We start from the raw sequence: 20,818 nt of genomic DNA on the forward strand, positions 1-20,818 counted from the left end.
CATCCGTGTGATGTGACGTAGAAGGGGGTGCGCCGGATGATCCGGCACACCCCCTTCTACGCGCGGGGCCTACCTCTTGTCGAAGGGGCCTCGCCGCGCAGAAACTACCTCTTTGCCGAGCGGCATGAGGGAAATTGGCACCATCTTGAAGTCGGCGATTCCCATGGGGATGCCGATGAGGGTGATGCAGAGTGCGACACCAGAGATGATGTGGCCGATCGCCAGCCACCATCCGGCCAGAACCACCCAGATGATATTGCCGAGGAACGCGCGACACCGGAGGTCGGCTTCTCGATCACTTGCCTGCCGAAGGGCCAGAGGGCAAAGCCCGCGAGGCGGAATGAGGCGATCGCCCACGGGATCGTGACGATCGGAATGCACAGCAGGATTCCGGCGACGACGTAGCCGAGGAATAGTCCCCAGCCGGCGAGGATCACCCAGATGATGTTCAAGATCGTGCGCATAGGGCCATTGTCGCACGACCGATCTGCTCCGGACTGACGGTCAGTTTCTCTCTCGGCGCACGCTGCGGCCCGAGATGGACTGGATCCGCAGTCGCAGCAGTAGCGTGCGAGCACCGCCCGCCCAGGGAGATCCGCGACCGGTGAACGGCTCCGATTCTTCCTCGGCGGAGACAGGGCCGTGCATCAGCACACTCCAGGCAGATCCAGCCAGATCATCATGAAAGTCGACCTCGAACGCTACTTCTACTGGGCTGTCTGGCAGCACACTGAGGACTCCGCCGGGCGTGACCCGTATCAAGATGTCCCGGTCATCGACGAGGTAGTTCACCGGGATGATCTGCACTCGAGCATCCTCGACGAAGCCGAGTCGACCCACGGTCGTCGTGCGGAGCAGCTCGAAGCACAGCTGCTCGCTCAGGGTTTCGATCATGTCCGCACCGTTCCGAACCCCGAGGGTCCCGCTCGCGTCGTCCGCCTGATCCGATCGTACCCCGGTGTCAGAACCCCGGCTTAGACTCGTAAGGCCATGACCGAAGCGCCTCTCATTGTCCCGTCCGCCGCTGGCCCACGCTTTACGGGGGCAGAGGATCAGGACGACCTGCTCGCGGGTCTCAACCCGCAACAGCTCGAAGCAGTGACCTACCGTGGTTCCGCTTTGCTCATCGTCGCGGGTGCAGGTTCCGGTAAGACAAGCGTGCTCACCCGGCGCATTGCATCGCTGCTGCACAATCGCGAGGCCTGGCCCAGTCAGATCCTCGCGATCACGTTCACGAACAAGGCCGCTGGCGAGATGCGCGAGCGGGTCGGAGCGCTCGTGGGTGAAGCATCCCGAGGCATGTGGATCTCGACCTTCCACTCTGCGTGCGTGCGTATCCTGCGTCGTGAGGCCGAGCACTTCGGATTCACAAAATCGTTCACGATCTACGACTCTGGCGACTCCCGGGCACTCATCAAGCGTCTGGTGAAAGAGCACGAGGCCGACGCGTACGGACTGACCCCGGCATCCGTGCAGTCACGCATCTCGAAGCTCAAGAACGAGTTGCAGGATGCCGAGTCCTACTCGCGCGACGCGAACATGAGCGACCCGACAGAGCGGAAGTTCGTCGAGATCTTCTCCGACTATCAGCGGAATCTGCGTAAGGCGAACGCCTTCGACTTCGATGACCTCATCGGTCAGACCGTGTACCTGTTCCGCGCGTTCCCCAAGGTCGCCGACACCTACCGTCGTCGGTTCCGACACATCCTTGTCGACGAGTATCAGGACACCAACCACGCGCAGTATTCGCTGATCCACGAGCTGACCCGGCCCGCGTCGAGCGATGCCCCTGATCCATATGCCGCTGACGGCATGATGATCTTCGAGCCATCGCATTCAGACCCGACGGCGCCCGCGCTCGATGGTGCATCGTTGACCGTCGTGGGCGATTCTGACCAGTCGATCTACGCGTTCCGCGGTGCAGACATCCGCAACATCAGCGAGTTTGAACGTGACTTCCCTGGCGCCAGGGTCGTGCTGCTCGAGCAGAACTACCGTTCTACGCAGAACATCCTCTCGGCGGCAAACGCGGTGATTGGCAACAACTTCGATCGAAAAGACAAGAAGCTCTGGAGCGACAAGGGCGACGGCGACAAGATCGTCGGCTTCACCGGCTACTCGCAGCACGACGAGGCGCAGTTCGTGGCTGACGAGGTCGAGGCGTTGCGTCGCACCGGCATGCCGTACTCCGAGATGGCCGTGTTCTATCGCACGAACTCGCAGTCGCGTGCTCTGGAAGAGATCTTCATCCGTTCCGCGGTGCCGTACAAGATCATGGGCGGCACGAAGTTCTACGACCGTGCCGAGATCAAAGACGCGCTCGCCTATTTGATCTCGGTCGTGAATCCGGCCGATGACATGTCGGTGCGTCGCATCTTGAACAAGCCGCGCCGGGGGATCGGAGATGTCACTGAGACGTCGATCGCACGGCTCGCCGAAGAGCAGGGAATCAGCTTCCGCGAGGCTCTGTCAATGCCCGGTCAACTCGGCGTCGGGCCAAAGATCCAGGGCGCAATCGCGCGGCTGGACGCGGTGCTGACTGAGGCGACGGCGCTGATGCTGCCGGCATCCGGTGAGATTCCGGCGCCAACGGTCGTCGCAGACGGACTCAGCCTGCTGCTCTCGAAGAGCGGTTACCTCGACACGTTGCGCGCCAGCCGCGACCCGCAAGACGAAGCACGTGTCGAGAACCTCGACGAGTTCGTCGCCGTCGCCCGCGACTTCGCACGCAACAACCCCGAGGGTACGATCATCGACTTCCTCACCGAAGTCGCGCTGGTTTCAGACGCAGACGATTTGGACGATGAGTCCGGCTCGGTGTCGATGATGACGATGCACACGGCGAAGGGGCTCGAGTACGACGCAGTGTTTGTCACCGGCGTCGAAGAAGACCTCATCCCGCACCGGATCTCGGCGGGGGAGCCGGGCGGACCGCAGGAAGAGCGTCGGCTGTTCTATGTCGGCATCACTCGTGCGCGCAAGCGTCTGCATCTGTCGCTGGCGATGACCCGCGCACAGTTCGGCGAAGTGAACGTGGCCATGCCGAGCCGGTTCCTGCAAGAGATTCCGGCGGGGCTCGTCGATTGGCGCCAGTCACCGGGCGATGTGAATTCCCGCGGAGGCATGCAATCGCGCGCGCTCAACGCGCGGCGCGGTGGCTTCGGTGGCGATAGCGGTGGCAGCGGCGATCGGTTTGCCGTCAAGCCACTGGCGCCGCGCGACACGCTCAAGCCGCTGTCGACCTCGATGGACAAGTTCCCGAACCGAGTCACCGGCAAGGTGCGCGACAACGGCGATCTCGAACTCGCGACCGGCGACCGTATCCGTCACGCCGACTTCGGTGACGGACGAGTGGATGCCGTAACGGGCGAAGGCGCGAAGCGCATTGCCCACGTGCGCTTCGACTCTGCGGGGCTGAAGAAGCTCCTCATCAAGATCGCCCCGATCGAAAAGCTATAGGCCACTCAGCCGTCGTTCTGGTTGCCGCCTGCCGTCGCTGCGGCATCACGCATCGCATGGTCGAAGCCGTCCGTTTGTGAGAGCCCTGCGACGCCGAGGCTGCGGCCCTGCGGGTCGCTCGCGATGACGCGCATTCCACGCTCCCGACACCAGGTGGCGAGCGCGGCCAGCATCCACATCGCGACGGACTGCAACTGCGTGACCTCGGTCAGATCAAGAACGATGACCGCTGGCGATTCTCGGTCGGTCGGGCGCGCGGCAAGCCAGGCATCGAGATTGAGGAGCAGCCGTTCGGCGCCGTCGAAGTCGATATAGCCGCGAAGGCGCCACACGGACAGGTCGTCGGCGTTCTGTTGCAGAATCTGCTGGGCCTCGGCATCCTGCTCGGCTCCCAGGCCCGCCGCGAGTGCGTCATCGGCCGCTGTCACCTCGGCCGCCGACAGCGTGAGCGGGCGGTGAAGCACATGAAGTCCGAACCGCGTCGCGAGTCGTTCGGCCGCGACGACACCGCGAACGCTGGCACCGCTCGTGTCGAGACGCGGGCTGAACAGTCCGAGCCCGAACTCGCCGGGCGAGCTCGCAACGAGTCCGCCAGCGACTCCGGACTTCGCCGGAAGGCCTGCGCGCAGTAGCCATTCCCCGGCATAGTCGTACATGCCGCAGGTCGCCATGATAGTCATGACGTGTTGGCATGTTTCGGCGCTTGTTACCCGTTCGTTCGTCAGCGGGTTCACGCCACCGTTCGCCAGAGTCGCTCCCATCACCGCGATGTCGCGCGCAGTGATGAGCACAGAACACTGACGGAAGTACGTGTCGAGTGTCTCTGCCACGGGCGCGGTGAGGGAGCCCGCGCTGCGCATCAGGTACGCGAGGGCCCGGTTGCGGTCACCCGACTCCTGTTCAGAAGCGAACACGCTCTCGTCGACGTGCAGTTCTCGGCCTGCAAAGGCGCTGAGCCGGGCGAGGATTCGGGCGAAGCGCTCTTCGGGTGAATATCCCCTGACGAGTGAGGTCGTGACGATCGCGCCCGCGTTGACCATCGGGTTCGGCGGGCGTCCGGTACCGGCCTCGAGCTTGACGGAGTTGAACGCCTCGCCGCTGGGCTCGGCGCCGACGCGTACGTGTACAGCGTCGAGTCCACGGTCATCGAGGGCGAGCGAGTAGACGAACGGCTTCGATGCCGACTGGATTGTGAATTCCACATCCGTGTCGCCGCTTTCATAGACGTGGCCGTTGAGACCGCACAGGGCGATCCCGAACAGATCAGGATCGGCGCCTGCCAGCTGGGGGATGTAATCGGCGACTGATCCGCGCGTGTCCGTGATGAGCCGATCGTGTACGACATCAAGAAACGAGGTGACGATGTCAGAGAGTTTCTCGGGGGCTGCCATAGGCCCCATGCTACGGGCGGTGCGGGTTAGGCTGACAGATATGGCTTTGTTTTCCCGTCGCAAGAAGACCGACGACGTCGTGCCCGAATCGCAGACATCTGCCGAAGCGCAGGCGGCGGCAGAGGCGAGTGCCCCAGAGATACCCGCCGAGCCTGTTCCTCAGATCGGAATCTCGGTACAGGCGTTCCGTGGCGTTGGCGCGGATGCTGGCCCCGAAGTGAAACTCCCAGACCCGAACGAGCCAGCGCCAGCGCGAGCAGCCACCACCCCGATTCAGCCTGCTCCGCCCGCGGCGCCTGCGCCGCCCGAAAAGCGCAGTCTGCCGCTAGCCGCCGCTTTGCCCCCCGCCGAGACCGAGTCGGTTCCCGGGATGAAAGACAACGTGCTGTTGCGCACAGCGCTTGCTGAACTCGGTGAAGGAGCAACTAACGAGCAGCTGATCGGTGTGCTTCGCCAGATGCTGCAGGGCCACCTGTACCTGCGTGTGCACGGCGATGCGCGCACGCAGATCACCGAAGGAAAGCCCCTCTCGGTCGCCGTCGTCCGTGACGGTGAGCGCGCATTCATGCTGGCGTTCAGCTCAGCAGTTGCGGTGCGAGATTCCGTGCAGCGCGAGACTGATCCGACGGCTACTACCGCCGTCGCACAGCCGGTTACAGCTGTGCTTCAGCAGGTCGTTGCGGGCAAGTTCAACGGCCTCATCATCGACAACGCGTCGGGTGTGCATCGTGCGGTGTTCCCGATTGAGATCCTTGAGCGTGCGCTCGAGCAGTCCGACGCCGATATGACGATCAAGATGCTGCTGGCCGCGCCGCGCGAGCAGGACACGGCGCAGAAGGTCGGCAACGCTCTCGCGAGGACCAAGGTCTGGGTTGCTGTCAACGATGGCGGCAACGGCGCGCCGGTTGGCATCGCAGAAGCGCGTACCGCCGAAGGCAAGCGCTTCCTGCAGGTGTTCTCGCATCCGCTCGAGATTGTCGCTCTCGGCCGAGGCGACAAGCCCATGCCTTTCACCCCAGAACGCCTCGCGAAGGTGCTCACTGAGCACACCGAGATCGCCGGTGTGCTCGTCGACTCTGCCGGTCCTTCGATCATCGTCGAGCGGGACGCACTGAGCTCGGTGCTCGTGCTCGCCATCGATATCGACGCCTGACACTACCGCGGAGGGCGTGCCCGCCCTAGTGTCGGAGCATGGCCTCTGAGCGCGTGACGCTAACGATCTCCGACCCTGACGGGGAGCGAGACGTCGATGTGTCGAGCCCGAACCGTGTGATCTGGCCTGCCCCTTCGGCAGGATCAGGGGCTGGCATCACGAAGGCCGAGCTCGCCGAGTACGTGCAGGTCGTTGCCGAGCCGTTCCTCAACGCGAACGGCGGGCGGCCGGTCTCGCTGGAACGATTCCGTGCCGGTATCGGCGGTGAGAGCTTCTTCTCGAAGAATCCGCCCAAGGGCACCCCCGACTTCGTGGACGCAGTGACGGTGACGTACAACAGCGGCAGACAGCATCCGCAGATCGTCTTGAACCGACCGAGCGCGATCGTCTGGGCCGTGCAGATGAACACGATTGTCTTTCACCCGTGGGCGTCGCTTGCGACTGACACCGATAACCCGATTGAGTTGCGCATCGACCTCGATCCGCAGCCGGGAACAGACTTCGCGGATGCCGTAACCGCCGCGCACGCGCTGCGGGAGGTGCTGTGCGAGGGCGAGCTCGAGGCGTTCATCAAGACCAGCGGGAACCGCGGACTGCACGTGTTCTGCCCGATCGTGCCGGAATGGGAGTTTCTCGATGTGCGGCACGCGGTGATCGCGGCCGGTCGGGAGCTGGAGCGGCGGATGCCGAAGCAGGTGACCATGAACTGGTGGAAGGAAGAGCGCGGCGAGCGCATCTTCGTCGACTTCAACCAGGCCAACCGTGACCGCACGATGGCGGGCGCCTACAGCCCGCGGGCACTTCCGGGCGCGACGGTGTCGACGCCCGTGGAGTGGGATGAGCTCGACGGCCTTGATCCGACCGTGTTCACCGTGCAGAGCATCCCGAAGCGCCTTGCGGATGCTGGCGACCCGTGGGCGCGGATGCAGGACAAGCCCGGGCGGATCGACACGCTGCTCGGCTGGTGGGAACGCGACCTCGCCGACGGCCTCGGCGAGCTGTCTTTTCCGCCAGACTTCCCGAAGATGCCCGGCGAGCCGCCCCGCGTGCAGCCCAGTAAGCGTGTTGCCGAGAACTGGGATGAGGACGCAACCGCATCGGAGAGTGACGGTCAGGCCAAGACGTTTGCGAGGTCGTAGCCGGCGACGGTGTCGAGCTGCTCGTAGGTGCATGAGCGTGCCTCACGGTCGGGGCGCCAGCGCTCGAACTGCACTGTGTGGCGAAAGCGGGCGCCCTCGAGCTGGTCGTAGCGCACCTCGAGCACACTCTCCGGCCGGAGGCGCACAAAAGAGACGTCCTTCGAGCCAGTGAACCGGCTGCGCTCACCGGCGCCTGTTACCGCAGCGCCATCCTCATCGCGCTCTACGAGCCCAGCGAGCTCATCGACGAGTTCCTGTCGCCGTTTGTCGCTCCACGCCGCGACGCCACCGACCTGTCGCAGCTCGCCGTCGGAGTCATACAGCCCAACCAGCAGCGATCCCACCCCTGAGCCGGACTTGTGGATGCGATAGCCGAGCGCCACAACATCCGCCGTGCGGGCGTGCTTGATCTTGATCAGCGTGCGCTTGCCCGGCGCGTACGGCTGATCGAGGGGCTTCGCAACGACCCCGTCGAGCCCGGCTCCCTCGAACTCGGCGAGCCATCCGACAGCTACGTCGCGGTCCTCGGTCGTGCGTGTGAGGTGGAGCGGATGCGCGGCGCCCGTCAGCATTCGTTCCAAACGTTCGCGTCGCTCGCGGAACGGGATGTCCTGCAAAAGGTCCTCGCCCTCGGCAAGCAGATCGAAGGCGATAAACATCGCCGGTGTTTCTTCGGCGAGGCGTGTGCTCGTGACGCCGCTGGGTGGATGCGCTGGCTCAAGGCCTCCCAGTCCAGCCGCTGCGCGCCCGCCTCGCCGGTGGCCACGACGATTTCACCATCGAGCAGGCATGGCCCGGGCAGGATCTGTGCCAGCGCCTCTACGAGTTCAGGAAAGTAGCGGGTGAGGGGCTTCGCGCCACGGGATCCGATCTCGAGCGTGTCACCGTCCCACGCGATGAGCCCGCGGAATCCATCCCACTTCGGCTCGAACAGCATCCCGCCGTCGTATTTTGCAGGGTCAGGAACCGCGGCGGCAGCCTTCGCGAGCATCGGTGTGGGGATCTCGTAGCGCATGCGTCCATCTTCGCGCCACCGACTGACCTGCGAAAGAGCCGGTACCGATCTCCGTCGAGAGCGCGTCGGTGGAGGTTACAGGTCGAAGTCGAGGTCGAGGTCGAGACCGAGGGAGGGCTGGGGTCAGCCGAACAGGTCGCTGAGGGTAGCCGGAGTTCCGGCATCCCTCAGTACGGTGCGCGTCGCATGCCAGCCCGCCAGTCCGTTGACACCGGGGCCAGGAGCGGTTGCTGCCGATGCGAGATAGACCCCGCGCATCGGCGTGCGCCAGGGGGCCGCCGACAGCACAGGACGTCGCAACGCCTGACGGATCGTAAACGCTCCGCCGAGTGCGTCGCCGCCGATCTCAGAGGGATTGATCGCCTCGCGAGCGGATGCCGGCACCGAGTGACTGGCAAGAATGCGCTCGCGGAACCCCGGCGCGAAGCGCTCCACCTGCTGCGTGATGATCTCGGTCGCGTCAAAGTCAGAGTTCTGCGGCACGTGCATGTACGCCCACAGCACGGCCTTCCCTGCGGCGCCCGAGAATCATCGAAGATCGACGGCTGCACCGACAGCACGTACGGCCGATCGCTGATCCGACCGCGTGCCACCGCGTTCTCGCTTGCCCATACCTCGGCCTGGGTGCCACCGATGTGCACGGTCGGCGCCTTCGCGACATCTCTGTTCGTCCACGGAATCGGTCCGTCGAGCGCGAAATCGACCTTGGCCACCGCCGGACCGTAGCGGTACGCGCTGATTGCCTTGGCATAGCGGTACGGGATGCCGGGATGAGTGAGCGCGAGTCTCGGCGCCGAGTTCAGCAACAGCACATCACCGCGGGTGGGATCACCCCAGTCGAACGTGGCGAGGTCGTGCACGTGCACGCCGGTCTCAACGGTGCCGCCGTGGGCCTCGAGATCAGCGACCAAGGCATCGGCGATCCGCTGTGCGCCACCGCGCGGGTACATCCATCCGCCAGCGTGGGCCATGGAGGCGATGAGCAGCCCGGCGGCCGCGCCGCCCAACGACGGCAGGGGAGTGTTGGCATGCGCGATGACCCCAGCCAACAGTGCGGCGGCCTCTTCGGTGCGGAACGTAAGGCTTGCGAGCGGTGTGCCCTGCTCCAGTATCCGCAGCGCGTATCGAAGTGCGGTGACCGGTTCGCGCGGCATCCGCAGCAGAGCGTTACCGGTGAAGTCGACGACGCCGTCGATGTGTGAGCTGAGTGGCCGCAGCAGCGCGTTCCATGCCCGGCCGTCGACGCCGAGGGCGTTGGCGGTGCGGTCGATCGAGCGCCAGGCGACGGCGGCGCGCCCGTCGTCTAACGGGTGCGCGTACGAGATTTCGGGATGAATCCACTCGATGCGCTCGGCCATACCAAAGGCCTCGAAGAACGGCGAAGAGAGTGTGGCAGGGTGTACGGCAGAGCAGACGTCATGGCGGAATCCCGGCAGTGTCGCCTCGGTCGTGCGCAGACCGCCGCCGATCGTTTCGGCTGCTTCGACAACCCGCACTTCGTAGCCGGCGCGAGCGAGCGAGACGGCGGATGCAAGACCGTTCGGTCCGCTGCCGATGATCGTCGCTCTGGGCATGCCGCCAGTCTCGCACGCGTGTGCAAAGCATGTGCGAAGAGCGGTGCGCAAGCAACTCGCGGGCGACACTGAGCAGAACGTGCGATCCTTGAACAAATGAATGAAATCCAGGGCCCGACCCCCACTGGCACTTCCCGTCCGTTCAAGACCCTCCAAGAAGGCCTGCGCGCGCACCGGGTCCCCGAGGAAAATCACGACTTCATCTCGTCGATCATCGACGCCGTTGGCATCACAGCGCTGATCGACCGAGGGCGCTACATCGAAGCGATCCGGCGCGACGAGGGCCCCACCCTCCATATCGGCAAGACCTACACCAATGGCTTCATGGATGGCGAGCAGATCATCGTGGGCTCGGCGGCACTGCGCCTGCAGCGCAGCGAGGGACGCGCGCCGTACCTCTACGTCTCCCACCCGAGCGAGTTCCGCCCGCTGACGCCGGCCAAGACGGCATCGAAGCGATCCGGGGCATCTCGGCCTTCTACGCCTCGCGCTGAACCAGCACTGCGCGCATCGAAGCCGATCGAACGTGACTACGGCTTCTGCGACGTCTGCTTCATGGTGCGCACTGCGTCAGGCACCTGCAACTGCGACTGATCTGCAACTCGCCTGCAACTGCCGACGACGTTCAGCCGAGGTCAGTCTGCAGCCGTCGTGTGACCTCGGCGATCGGCATCGACCGGGGGAACACGGCCACGACCATGTCGTCGTGGGCTGGTTCTACGGCATCCGGAAGCACGCCGTAGCGGCGCCGCGCGTCATCCAACGCACTCTGCAGCACCGACGGTGCGACGCGCTTGGTGCTGCGCAGCAACTGACGCAGCACATGGTTGTGCGCCGCAGTGACGATGGCTGCGAAGCCGACGGCATCCAAAGGGTCGATTCCGGGGAGGGCGCTGCGCAGGTACTCGTCGAAGAGGCGCTCGTAGCGGAAGACCGTCACGATCTCGCGTTCGCGCAGCGCCGGCACCTGACGGACGATCTGGTAGCGAAGCCGGGCAAGCTCGGGGTCGTGCGCGAAGTGCGCAAAGACGAGCTGAGACGCCTGACACACGGCATCCCACGGATCGGGGTGCCCCTCGGCGAGGAAAGCGCGCAACTCGGTGAGCAGCACTTCATGATCGGCGAAGACGACGTCTTCTTTGCCACCGAACTGGCGAAAGAATGTCGAACGCGAGACGCCGGCAGCTTGGCGATCTGCTCCACTGACGTTTGATCGAAGCCCTGGCGCTGGAACAACTCAAGCGCAGCGGCCACGACGCCGGTGCGTGGTTCTGCGGATTCGTGCATAGCGAGAAGCCTAGACGTCTCGGGGCGTTCAGACTGAGGTAGTAAGCTTTGGGATGGTCGATATCTCGACATCGAGAGACTTTCCGGACCGCAGACCAGCGAAGGAAGCACAGTGGATCTGTACGAGTACCAGGCACGAGACGTTTTCGAGAAGTACGGAGTGCCGGTCCTCGCCGGCATCGTCGCGGACACTCCTGAGGAGGTGAAAGCGGCAGCTGAGAAGCTCGGTGGCGTCGTCGTCGTCAAGGCACAGGTCAAGACTGGTGGTCGAGGTAAGGCCGGTGGCGTCAAGGTCGCCAAGAACCCTGAAGAGGCGTACGAGGCTGCGAAGGCGATCTTCGGTCTCGACATCAAGGGTCACATCGTCAAGCGCGTCATGGTCGCCGCAGGCGCACGTATCGCCGAGGAGTACTACTTCTCTGTGCTGCTTGACCGCGCGAACCGCTCGTACCTTTCGCTCTGCAGCGTCGAGGGCGGCATGGAGATCGAAGAGCTCGCAGTCGAGCGCCCTGAGGCGCTTGCCCGCATCGAGGTCAACCCGCTGACCGGCATCGACAAGGCGAAGGCCGTCGAGATCGCCCGCGCAGCGAACTTCCCGGAAGACCTCATCGAGAAGGTCTCCGACGTGTTCGTGAAGCTCTACGACGTGTACAAGGGTGAGGATGCCACGCTCGTCGAGGTAAACCCGCTCGTTCGCACCGAAGACGGCGACATCGTCGCCCTCGACGGCAAGGTCACCCTTGACGAGAACGCTTCCGAGATTCGTCACCCCGAGCACGCAGCGCTCGAGGACAAGGATGCTGCTGACCCGCTCGAGGCCAAGGCCAAGGAGTCGGGACTGAACTACGTCAAGCTCGACGGCGAGGTCGGCATCATCGGCAACGGCGCAGGCCTTGTCATGTCGACGCTCGACGTCGTCGCTTACGCCGGTGAGAACCACAACGGTGTCAAGCCCGCCAACTTCCTCGACATCGGCGGCGGAGCATCGGCTGCGGTCATGGCCGCTGGCCTCGACGTCATCCTCGGCGACCCGCAGGTCAAGAGCGTGTTCGTCAACGTCTTCGGTGGCATCACTGCCTGCGACGCCGTCGCGAACGGCATCAAGGGTGCCCTCGAGACGCTGGGAGACACCGCCTCCAAGCCGCTCGTCGTGCGCCTCGATGGCAACCGTGTCGAAGAGGGTCGCGCGATCCTCGCCGAGTACGCCCACCCGCTCGTCACCCTCGCCGCCACCATGGACGAGGGCGCTGACAAGGCCGCCGCACTGGCGAACGCCTGAGACAGAAGGATTAGAGATATGTCGATCTTCCTGAACAAGGATTCCAAAGTCATCGTCCAGGGCATCACCGGCGGCGAGGGCACCAAGCACACTGCCCTCATGCTGAAGGCTGGCACCCAGGTCGTCGGTGGCGTCAACGCTCGCAAGGCCGGCACCGCCGTCTCGCACACGGACAAGGACGGCAACGCCGTTGAACTGCCCGTCTTCGCTTCGGTCGCCGAAGCCATGAAAGAGACCGGCGCTGACGTGTCGATCGCTTTCGTTCCTGGCGCCTTCACGAAGGATGCCATGATCGAGGCGATTGACGCCGAGATCCCGCTGCTCGTCGTTATCACCGAGGGCGTTCCCGTCGGTGACAGCGCTGAGGCATGGGCCTACGCGCAGAGCAAGGGCAACAAGACCCGCATCATCGGCCCGAACTGCCCCGGCATCATCACGCCCGGTGAGGCGCTCGTCGGCATCACCCCGGCGAACATCACCGGCAAGGGCCCGATCGGCCTCGTCTCGAAGTCGGGCACACTGACCTACCAGATGATGTTTGAGCTCCGCGATCTCGGATTCTCGACCGCCATCGGCATCGGCGGCGACCCGGTCATCGGCACCACGCACATCGACGCGCTTGCGGCATTCGAGGCTGACCCTGAGACCAAGGCCATCGTCATGATCGGTGAGATCGGTGGCGACGCTGAAGAGCGCGCGGCCGAGTACATCAAGGCGCACGTGACGAAGCCGGTCGTCGGCTACGTCGCAGGCTTCACGGCTCCCGAGGGCAAGACCATGGGCCACGCTGGCGCCATCGTCTCCGGCTCTGCGGGCACCGCTCAGGCGAAGAAGGAAGCTCTAGAGGCCGCTGGCGTCAAGGTCGGCAAGACCCCGTCCGAGACTGCAGACCTCATGCGCGAGATCATCGAAGCGCTGTAACACCTGTCTTCGACGGTGGGCCCCGGGCGTCAGCCCGGGGCCCACACCTGTTAACGACGGTGGGGCGGATGCCGCAGCATCCGCCCCACCGTATAAAGCGTCCTAGACGCCGAGGCCCAACAGCGTCTCGATCGGCCCGCGTGCGAAGAACAGCACGAAGCCGAAGCCGACGATCCACAGCAGCGGGTGGATGGTCTTCGCCTTGCCAGACAGTGCATTCACGACGATCCAGCTGACGAAGCCTGCACCGATTCCATTCGCGATCGAGTAGGTCATCGGCATCACCGTGGCGGTGAGGAACACCGGCAGCAGCACGCGGAAGTCGCTGAAGTCGATGTTCTTGATCTGGGCCAGCATCATCGCGCCGACCAGCACGAGAGCTGCCGCAGCGACCGCACCGGGAACAATCGATGCGAGCGGCGTGAAGAACATTGCGAGCAAGAACAGCAGCCCAGTGATCACGGTGGCAAAGCCCGTGCGTGCGCCCTCACCGATGCCGGAGCCCGACTCGACGAACACTGTCGCCGACGACGACGACGTGCCACCGCCGACGATCGCGCCGACACCCTCGACGATCAGCGCCGACTTGATGCGGGGGAAATCGCCCTTCTTGTCTGCGAGTCCGGCCTCATTCGCGAGGCCCGTCATCGTGCCCATCGCGTCGAAGAAGTTCGAGAACACCAGCGTGAACACGAACATGACCAGCGCGACGACGCCGACCTTTGAGACGTCGAAACCGAAGTCGACGGCGCCGATGAGGCTCAGGTCGGGCAGGCTCATGATGCCGCCAGCGAAACCGAAGTCGAGCCCGAACGGCCAGATGAGGTTTGCGATCGCGGCGAGGATGGTGCCGCCGACGAGCGCGATGAGTAGCGCACCCTTGAGGCGCAGCGAGATGAGCACGCCGCCGAGGAGCAGGGTGATCACAAACAGCAGCGTCGGGAGGGTGGCGACAGAGCCGCCGATACCCAGATCAACCGGCGGGGACGGGTTACCGGTTGCGGTCACGAACCCGGCGTTCACGAAGCCGATGAACGCGATGAACAGGCCGATTCCAACAGTGATCGCGAGCTTGAGCTGCACAGGGACGGCGTCGAAGATCATCTTCCGAAGCCCGGTGGCAGCCAGCAGCACGATGACGACACCGTTGATCACGACGAGCGCCATGGCCTCGGGCCACGTGACAGAGCCGACCACGGTGAACGCGACGAACGCGTTGATACCGAGGCCAGCGGCAAAAGCAAACGGCAGTCGGGTGATGATGCCGAACAGCAACGTCATCACACCGGCGGCGAGCGCAGTAGCCGCAGCGACCGCGGGTGCCGACAGTGTATTTCCGTCGATGTCTGGCGTACTCAGAATCAGTGGGTTGAGGATCACGATGTAGGCCATCGTGACGAATGTCACGACACCACCGCGGATCTCAGTACCTATGGTCGAGCCGCGCTTGCTGATCTCGAAGAAGCGATCCAGCGCGTTCTTCGGCTCAGCAGAGTGCGTTGTTGTGGACGAGGGGGCAGTAGTCATCGGGGGACCTCCGTTGGAGACAATATCGTGTCTGGTAACGTCACGCGCGCCACCACAAGGCAGTCAGGTTCTCGTCGTAGTCTCGTTGAGACATGCAACGCCTCCTCGTCGCGATCCTTGCCGCCGTCGACGCTGCCATCGCGGCGGCCGTCGGCCTCGTCGTGCTGCTCGCCCCGCTCACCCTTCTCTGGACTCTCGCGTTTGGCGTTACGGCCGATTGGGGATCACTTTGGCCGGTCACTGGAACCCTGTGGCAGTTCGGTCATGGCGTGCCGGTGGACATCGCAATCGCGGATGACGTCCTGATCGCGGTCGGTATTTCACCGGATGCCGCGCACTTCACTCTCTCGCTCACACCGCTCGCGTTCCTCGTGTTCACGCTGCTGTTCGCGGGTCGTTCTGGTACCAGGGCCGCGCGGTCGGGAGCGTGGTTGCTCGGCGTCTGCGCTGGTGTGCTCACTTTCACCGTCATCACCGTGGGTGTCGCCCTCAGTGCGCACATGGATGCTGCCCAGGTGCCGCTGTGGCTCGCGATTCTGCTTCCGTCCGCCGTCTATCTCGTTGGTGCTCTCTGCGGCGCTGTGCGCTACGCCTGGCATGAAGGCGATGGTGGCCTCATCGACCGCCTCCACGACGTCGTTGATAGCTGGGGCGAATGGGGAGTCGTCCCGACAGAAGTCGTGCGCGGCACAGCCGTCGTGATCGTCGCGCTCACCGGCATCGCCGGGCTCGCTGTCGCGCTGATGGTCGCGCTTCGCGGGGGAGAGGTGGTGGCGCTGTTCGAGGCCGCACGGGTCGATGCCACCGGCGCCGCAGTGCTCACGCTCGGACACCTCGCCTACCTGCCCACGTTGCTCGTATGGGCGGTGGCGTGGATCGCGGGTCCAGGATTCTCGGTCGGCGCGGGCACGGCGGTTTCGCCCGCTGGCACGCAGCTCGGTGTGGTGCCCGGCATCCCCGTACTCGGGCTACTGCCAGAGAACAGCTCGATCTGGATGCTGATCGTCGTGCTGCTTCCGGTCGCCGCCGGTGCATTCGCCGGATGGATTGTGCGCTCACGGCTCGTCTGGGCGGATGCTGCTCACACGCTCGCTCCGCGCGCAGTAATCACCGTCGGTATTGCGCTGCTCAGCGCTGGGATCACTGCGATCGCTTCGGTGCTGGCATCCGGATCGATCGGACCGGGCCGTCTCGCAGAAGTCGGTCCGCACGTGGGATGGGTATCGCTCGCCATCGGCGTCGAAGTGATGGTGGGCGCCGCCGTGCTGCTGCTCGCGCCGCGGCACCGCGATGAGCTCGCGGAGGAACGAACCGACCGTTGGGTCGCCGAAATGGGTGCCTCGCCGTTGGTGGATGCCGGCATCCCGGCCTTCGCGCTGACACCTGACCCCGCGGATCCCGCCAGCGACGCGAACGACACGATGCCGCTGGACGACCACGGCTTCTTCGGGGACGGCCACACCGCCTCGCCCCGCTAGACTGGCCGGGTGCTCACGGTCGCCGTTCTCATCTCGGGCACCGGCTCGAACCTCCGCGCTCTTCTGGAAGCAGCTAGCCATCCCGACTTCCCCGCGCGGGTGGTCGTCGTCGGTGCTGATCGTGATGCCGAGGGACTCGCGCATGCCGAAGAATTCGGCATCCCCAGCTTCACCGTCCCGTGGCACGCGCACGAAAGCCGTGACGCGTGGGGCGAAGAGCTCGGTCGTCAGATCGACGTCTGGACGCCCGATCTCATCGTGCTCAGCGGACTGATGCGTCTGCTGCCGTCATCGCTGGTTTCGCGCTACGCGCCGCGGATCCTCAACACGCACCCCGCATACCTGCCGGAGTTTCCCGGTGCGCATGGCGTCCGCGACGCGCTCGCCGCCGGAGCCGAACAGACCGGAGCCAGCGTCATCGTCGTGGACGACGGCATCGATTCCGGCCCGATCCTCGCCCAAGAACGCGTGCCCGTGCACGCGGATGACACTGAGCACAGCCTGCACGAGCGCATCAAGCCCGTTGAACGGCGCTTGCTGATCGACGTCGTGCGTCGGATCGCTACCGGCGACCTCACACTCACACCCTGACATTGCCCACCTACTGACCCGCATCACGCACTCACAGGCACCACAGCTACTCACACCGCACGAATACCGCAGAAGGAGCTCCCATGCAGGCCCCAGCCACGACTCGTCCCTTTACCGCGAACGCGACACTGTTCCGATCCGGCGCGCGCTCATCTCCGTCAGCGACAAGACCGGTCTGCTCGAGCTTGCGGCAGCACTCGCCGACACTGGCGTTGAGATAGTGTCGACGGGTTCGACGGCTGCGACCATCCGCGAGGCTGGCCACACGGTCACCGATGTTGCCTCCGTTACGGGTGTGGCCGAGATGCTCGACGGTCGTGTGAAGACTCTGCACCCCAGCATCCACGGCGGTCTGCTCGCCGATCTGCGTCTTGAGGATCACGAGCGCCAGCTCAGTGAACTGGGAATCTCACCGTTCGAACTCGTCGTCGTGAACCTGTACCCGTTCGTCGAGACGGTCGCATCCGGTGCGACCGGCGATGACGTCGTCGAGCAGATCGACATCGGGGGCCCGGCGATGGTGCGCGCCGCGGCGAAGAACCACGCCAACGTCGCCATCGTCGTCTCGCCAGAGTCATACTCGTCGATCATCGACGCGGTCGCCGCCGGCGGCACCACACTCTCCCAGCGGCGGGAGCTCGCCGCCCGCGCATTCGCGCACACTTCGTCCTATGACACCGCCGTGGCAGCGTGGTTTGCAGAGGGAACCCTCAACGACGGCGGCGAGTTGCCCGAGCACCTGACGATCAAGGCCGAGCGTATTTCGACCCTGCGTTACGGCGAGAACGCTCACCAGCGCGGTGCGATCTACACGCGCCTCGGCGGACACGGCATCGCCCAAGCCGTTCAGCTGCAGGGCAAAGAGATGTCGTACAACAACTACGTCGACGCGGATGCTGCGCTCAGGGCCGCCTTCGACATGGTGCTGCCGGCCGTGGCCATCGTGAAGCACGCCAACCCCTGTGGCATCGCAACGACCGCCCCGAACGCCCTCGACCCGATCGCCAGTGCGCACTTGCGTGCACACGAGTGCGACCCGGTGTCGGCGTACGGCGGAGTCATCGCCACCAACGGCACTGTCACGCTGAAGATGGCCGAGAACCTGAAGGACATCTTCACAGAGGTCATCGTCGCGCCGTCGTTCGAGCCGGCCGCTCTCGAGGTGTTCAAGGCGAAGAAGAACCTGCGTCTGCTGCAGCTGCCAGACGACTGGCGCCAGGAAGAGATGGACGTGCGGCTGGTCTCCGGCGGGCTGCTGCTGCAAGATTCCGATCGCTTCCCCGACGACATCGATTCTGTCGCGAACAAATGGGAACTTGTCACGGGCGAGCGCCCCAACGACGAAGACATGTCAGATCTCATCTTCGCGTGGAAGGCCTGCCGTGCGGTGAAATCCAATGCCATCGTGCTGGCCAAGGGCAAAGCCACGGTCGGTATCGGTATGGGCCAGGTCAACCGCGTCGACTCGTGCCGCCTCGCGGTAGAGCGAGCGGGGGAGCGTGCAGCGGGCTCGGTCGCGGCATCCGACGCCTTCTTCCCGTTCGCGGACGGCCCCCAGGTGCTGCTTGACGCGGGCATCGCGACCATCATCCAGCCCGGTGGATCGGTGCGCGATGACGAGGTCATCGCGGCGGCAAAGGCTGCCGGTGTGACGATGTTCTTCACTGGGGAGCGCCACTTCTTCCACTGAGTGGTGCACACCCACTGTCATGTCCGATTTCCGCGAGCCAGCGGCTATCGGACGTGTCAGAGTGGAGACATGACCTTCCCCACGATGAGCTTCGACGAGCGATACGGTGCGATCGACGCACGCGATATCCGCTTCGACGGACAGTTCGTGACGGCCGTCCACACCACCGGCATCTACTGTCGTCCCTCGTGTCCGGCGCGCACGCCGAAACGCGAGAACGTCAGTTTCTATCCGACCAGCGCCGCCGCTCACGAGGCCGGATTCCGTGCGTGCAAGCGTTGCCTGCCTGAGGCTGCGCCCGGATCGCCCGCCTGGGACCTCCGCGGAGACACCGCGGCACGCGCCATGCGCCTCATCGCCGACGGCGTCGTCGAACGCGAGGGCGTGGGCGGTCTCGCTGCGCGCCTGGGGTACTCGTCGCGACATCTGACGCGGCTGCTCTCTACCGAGCTCGGCGCCGGACCCTTGGCTCTCGCGCGCGCTCACCGTGCGCACAACGCGCGGATGCTGCTTGTCGGCACAGATCTCGCGATCTCTGACATTGCCTTCTCGGCAGGGTTCGCCAGCATCCGCCAGTGCAACGACACGATCCGCGAGGTATTCGGGCTGACACCGAGCGAGGTGCGCGCACGCCGGCGCTCTTCGATCGCCAGCGGAGCGGCCGGTGACGCGCTGCCCCCGGGGACTATCGACCTGATCCTGCCGCACCGCGAGCCGATGGATGCCGTGGGCATCTTCACCTGGATGGCCGCACGTGCCCTTCCTGGCGTCGAGAGCGTTACCGCGAGCTCATTCGCCAGGCACCTGCGCATGCCGGGCGGGCCAGCGTGGTTCGAAGTGCGTCAAGACGCCGCCGCGCGGTTGCGCCTGCGCGCTCGAGTCACCCATCTCGGTGACCTTGCCCCGCTCGTCGCCACTGCGCGTCGCATCTTCGATCTGGATGCCGACCCCGTCGCCGTCGACGCCGCACTGTCGTCACACCCGCAGCTGGCTCCGCTCGTCGCGCTGACGCCCGGCATCCGCGTGCCAGGCGCCGCCGACCCGCACGAGATGCTTATCCGCGCCATGGTCGGCCAGCAGATCACCGTTGCTGCCGCGCGCACCTCGCTCACCGCGTTGGCTGAAGCGCTGGGGGAGCGCGTGGACGATGGGCATCTGTTTCCGACAATGCTGGCGATTGCTGAGCACGGCGCCGAGGTGCTTCGCGGTCCAGCTGCCCGGATCCGCGCGATCACGGGGGCTGCGGCTGCGCTCGCCGACGCACGCTCACCCTCACCGTCGGAGACGACCGCCTCGAGCAACGCAATGCCCTCCTGGCTATGCCGGGTATCGGACCGTGGACGGCCGATTACGTGCGCATGCGCGTGATCGGCGACCCCGATGTCTTCCTCCCCGGCGACGTTGCTGTGCGCGCCGGGGCTGGGGCTGCCGGCATTCCCGCCGAACCTGCGCCGCTCACCGCATGGGCAGAACGCACCGCCCCGTGGCGCAGCTATTTCACTGCACACCTCTGGCGCGCAGCACCCGTACGCGCCGCACGATCCCCGCGCACCTCGAAACGAACGACGATCACGAAGGACCTCGCATGACCGCTCTCATCCAGACCCTCGACACTCCTGATGGCGCATTCACGCTCCTGGTCGACGCCGAACAGCGGGTGCTGGCATCCGGTTGGACGGCCGACCATCTCGCGATTCTTGAACGGCTTGCGGCGTCGTTGCGCCCGACAGATATCCGCGAGGGCGAGACGGATGCCGCGTCTGCTGTCATTGCGTATTACGACGGCGACATTGCGGCGATCGACAGCGTGCCCGTGCACCAGTCCGGCACGCCATTGCAACGCGAAGGGTGGACGGCGCTTCGCCGCATCACCGCGGGCGAGCCGCTGACGTACACGTCTTTCGCCGCGGAACTTGGCAATCCGCGAGCCGTTCGTGCCGCGGCATCCATCTGCGCGCGCAACGCACCCGCGCTGTTCGTCCCGTGCCATCGTGTGCTGCGTAGCGACGGCTCGCTCGGCGGCTTTGCCTGGGGCCTGCCCGTCAAGGAATCTCTGCTCGCACGCGAAGCGGCGGTCTGAGCCCACGAATCGCCGAGGGAATGCCACTTGCCTTCAGCGGGTTCGCAGCAATAGGCTGGAAGGCTGTCGCGCCAACCGGGCGATGAGGCCGAGCCTGAGGAGGACACCATGATTTCGATCGCCGTCGCGCAGATCACCGTTCCTGGCTCGAACCCGGCACGCCTCGGGTAGCGCACTCCGCAACCGGCGCCACGAACCCCGCATCACGCACCCGCGCCACGAACCACCGCGCAC

15 protein-coding genes and 3 pseudogenes are annotated in these 20,818 nt (G+C 65.2%); 11 read left to right on the forward strand and 7 right to left on the reverse strand.

Annotation, left to right across the window (positions count from 1 at the left end; genetic code table 11):
- Positions 1 to 69: 69 nt before the first annotated feature.
- Both DC31_RS03345 and DC31_RS03350 read right to left on the reverse strand, forming a co-directional pair.
- Positions 70 to 464 (reverse strand): annotated as a pseudogene (locus tag DC31_RS03345) (YccF domain-containing protein).
- Between the two features lie 40 nt (positions 465 to 504).
- Positions 505 to 894 (reverse strand): pyridoxamine 5'-phosphate oxidase family protein, encoded by a 390-nt coding sequence (locus DC31_RS03350; protein ID WP_036277045.1) that lies wholly within the window; start codon positions 892 to 894, stop codon positions 505 to 507.
- A gap of 96 nt (positions 895 to 990) precedes the next feature.
- On the opposite strand from DC31_RS03350, the gene DC31_RS03355 reads away from it, so the two are divergent.
- Entirely contained in the window at positions 991 to 3,459 is a 2,469-nt protein-coding gene (locus tag DC31_RS03355; RefSeq protein WP_036277048.1) for an ATP-dependent helicase, read from the forward strand.
- Between the two features lie 5 nt (positions 3,460 to 3,464).
- Here the strand turns inward: DC31_RS03355 and glsA are convergent, their stop codons facing one another.
- A complete protein-coding gene (glsA, locus tag DC31_RS03360) occupies positions 3,465 to 4,850 on the reverse strand; it encodes a glutaminase A (protein ID WP_051606374.1) in 1,386 nt (461 codons plus the stop codon).
- A gap of 40 nt (positions 4,851 to 4,890) precedes the next feature.
- On the opposite strand from glsA, the gene DC31_RS03365 reads away from it, so the two are divergent.
- Complete coding sequence (locus DC31_RS03365) at positions 4,891 to 6,003, forward strand: SseB family protein (RefSeq protein ID WP_036277050.1); 1,113 nt, start codon at positions 4,891 to 4,893, stop codon at positions 6,001 to 6,003.
- A 38-nt stretch (positions 6,004 to 6,041) separates the two neighbouring features.
- Positions 6,042 to 7,142 carry a non-homologous end-joining DNA ligase gene (ligD, locus tag DC31_RS03370; RefSeq protein WP_036277052.1) on the forward strand — a complete coding sequence of 367 codons (1,101 nt, stop codon included), beginning with the start codon at positions 6,042 to 6,044 and terminating at the stop codon, positions 7,140 to 7,142.
- Here ligD and DC31_RS03375 read toward each other — a convergent pair.
- Together DC31_RS03375 and DC31_RS03380 are read right to left on the reverse strand one after the other, a co-directional pair.
- Positions 7,115 to 8,157, reverse strand: a pseudogene (locus tag DC31_RS03375) (ATP-dependent DNA ligase). The gene ligD and the pseudogene DC31_RS03375 overlap by 28 nt on opposite strands.
- 167 nt (positions 8,158 to 8,324) lie before the next feature.
- Positions 8,325 to 9,731: a phytoene desaturase family protein gene (locus DC31_RS03380; protein WP_327036799.1), complete on the reverse strand. Its 1,407-nt coding sequence runs from the start codon at positions 9,729 to 9,731 to the stop codon at positions 8,325 to 8,327.
- Between the two features lie 96 nt (positions 9,732 to 9,827).
- On the opposite strand from DC31_RS03380, the gene DC31_RS03385 reads away from it, so the two are divergent.
- A complete protein-coding gene (locus DC31_RS03385) occupies positions 9,828 to 10,325 on the forward strand; it encodes a hypothetical protein (RefSeq protein ID WP_036277054.1) in 498 nt (165 codons plus the stop codon).
- A 31-nt stretch (positions 10,326 to 10,356) separates the two neighbouring features.
- Here the strand turns inward: DC31_RS03385 and DC31_RS03390 are convergent, their stop codons facing one another.
- Complete coding sequence (locus DC31_RS03390; RefSeq protein WP_235201312.1) at positions 10,357 to 10,842, reverse strand: TetR family transcriptional regulator; 486 nt, start codon at positions 10,840 to 10,842, stop codon at positions 10,357 to 10,359.
- Between the two features lie 288 nt (positions 10,843 to 11,130).
- Here DC31_RS03390 and sucC point away from each other — a divergent pair, with 288 nt between their 5' ends.
- Complete coding sequence (gene sucC, locus DC31_RS03395; RefSeq protein WP_036277057.1) at positions 11,131 to 12,297, forward strand: ADP-forming succinate--CoA ligase subunit beta; 1,167 nt, start codon at positions 11,131 to 11,133, stop codon at positions 12,295 to 12,297.
- 18 nt (positions 12,298 to 12,315) lie between these two features.
- On the forward strand, positions 12,316 to 13,218 hold the full coding sequence (gene sucD, locus DC31_RS03400) for a succinate--CoA ligase subunit alpha (protein ID WP_036277060.1): 903 nt from the start codon (positions 12,316 to 12,318) through the stop codon (positions 13,216 to 13,218).
- A 102-nt stretch (positions 13,219 to 13,320) separates the two neighbouring features.
- Here sucD and DC31_RS03405 read toward each other — a convergent pair whose 3' ends face one another.
- Positions 13,321 to 14,745 (reverse strand): NCS2 family permease, encoded by a 1,425-nt coding sequence (locus DC31_RS03405; RefSeq protein ID WP_036277062.1) that lies wholly within the window; start codon positions 14,743 to 14,745, stop codon positions 13,321 to 13,323.
- Positions 14,746 to 14,837: 92 nt separating this feature from the next.
- On the opposite strand from DC31_RS03405, the gene DC31_RS03410 reads away from it, so the two are divergent.
- The 5 genes and pseudogenes from DC31_RS03410 (at position 14,838) to DC31_RS03430 (ending at position 20,584) form a co-directional block, all read left to right on the forward strand.
- Positions 14,838 to 16,223: a cell division protein PerM gene (locus DC31_RS03410; protein WP_036277065.1), complete on the forward strand. Its 1,386-nt coding sequence runs from the start codon at positions 14,838 to 14,840 to the stop codon at positions 16,221 to 16,223.
- A gap of 9 nt (positions 16,224 to 16,232) precedes the next feature.
- Positions 16,233 to 16,814, forward strand: coding sequence for a phosphoribosylglycinamide formyltransferase (gene purN, locus DC31_RS03415; protein ID WP_036277068.1), 582 nt, complete (start codon positions 16,233 to 16,235; stop codon positions 16,812 to 16,814).
- A gap of 136 nt (positions 16,815 to 16,950) precedes the next feature.
- Entirely contained in the window at positions 16,951 to 18,504 is a 1,554-nt protein-coding gene (purH, locus tag DC31_RS03420; RefSeq protein WP_051606375.1) for a bifunctional phosphoribosylaminoimidazolecarboxamide formyltransferase/IMP cyclohydrolase, read from the forward strand.
- Positions 18,505 to 18,573: 69 nt separating this feature from the next.
- Positions 18,574 to 20,093 (forward strand): annotated as a pseudogene (locus DC31_RS03425) (AlkA N-terminal domain-containing protein).
- Entirely contained in the window at positions 20,090 to 20,584 is a 495-nt protein-coding gene (locus DC31_RS03430; RefSeq protein ID WP_036277071.1) for a methylated-DNA--[protein]-cysteine S-methyltransferase, read from the forward strand. The pseudogene DC31_RS03425 and the gene DC31_RS03430 overlap by 4 nt, the downstream one beginning before the upstream one ends.
- The last annotated feature ends 234 nt before the right edge of the window (positions 20,585 to 20,818 follow it).

It is taken from the genome of Microbacterium sp. CH12i, from assembly GCF_000685355.1.
Classification (GTDB): Bacteria; Actinomycetota; Actinomycetes; order Actinomycetales; family Microbacteriaceae; genus Microbacterium.

Bases quoted from the DNA above. Each gene is read 5' to 3' on its own strand.
- sucD (WP_036277060.1), top strand. From the start codon at position 12,316: ATGTCGATCTTCCTGAACAAGGATTCCAAAGTCATCGTCCAGGGCATC.
- glsA (WP_051606374.1), bottom strand. From the start codon at position 4,850: ATGGCAGCCCCCGAGAAACTCTCTGACATCGTCACCTCGTTTCTTGAT.
- DC31_RS03410 (WP_036277065.1), top strand. From the start codon at position 14,838: ATGCAACGCCTCCTCGTCGCGATCCTTGCCGCCGTCGACGCTGCCATC.
- DC31_RS03430 (WP_036277071.1), top strand. From the start codon at position 20,090: ATGACCGCTCTCATCCAGACCCTCGACACTCCTGATGGCGCATTCACG.
- DC31_RS03350 (WP_036277045.1), bottom strand. From the start codon at position 894: ATGATCGAAACCCTGAGCGAGCAGCTGTGCTTCGAGCTGCTCCGCACG.
- DC31_RS03385 (WP_036277054.1), top strand. From the start codon at position 9,828: ATGAATGAAATCCAGGGCCCGACCCCCACTGGCACTTCCCGTCCGTTC.
- DC31_RS03365 (WP_036277050.1), top strand. From the start codon at position 4,891: ATGGCTTTGTTTTCCCGTCGCAAGAAGACCGACGACGTCGTGCCCGAA.
- ligD (WP_036277052.1), top strand. From the start codon at position 6,042: ATGGCCTCTGAGCGCGTGACGCTAACGATCTCCGACCCTGACGGGGAG.
- DC31_RS03380 (WP_327036799.1), bottom strand. From the start codon at position 9,731: ATGCCCAGAGCGACGATCATCGGCAGCGGACCGAACGGTCTTGCATCC.
- DC31_RS03405 (WP_036277062.1), bottom strand. From the start codon at position 14,745: ATGACTACTGCCCCCTCGTCCACAACAACGCACTCTGCTGAGCCGAAG.
- DC31_RS03355 (WP_036277048.1), top strand. From the start codon at position 991: ATGACCGAAGCGCCTCTCATTGTCCCGTCCGCCGCTGGCCCACGCTTT.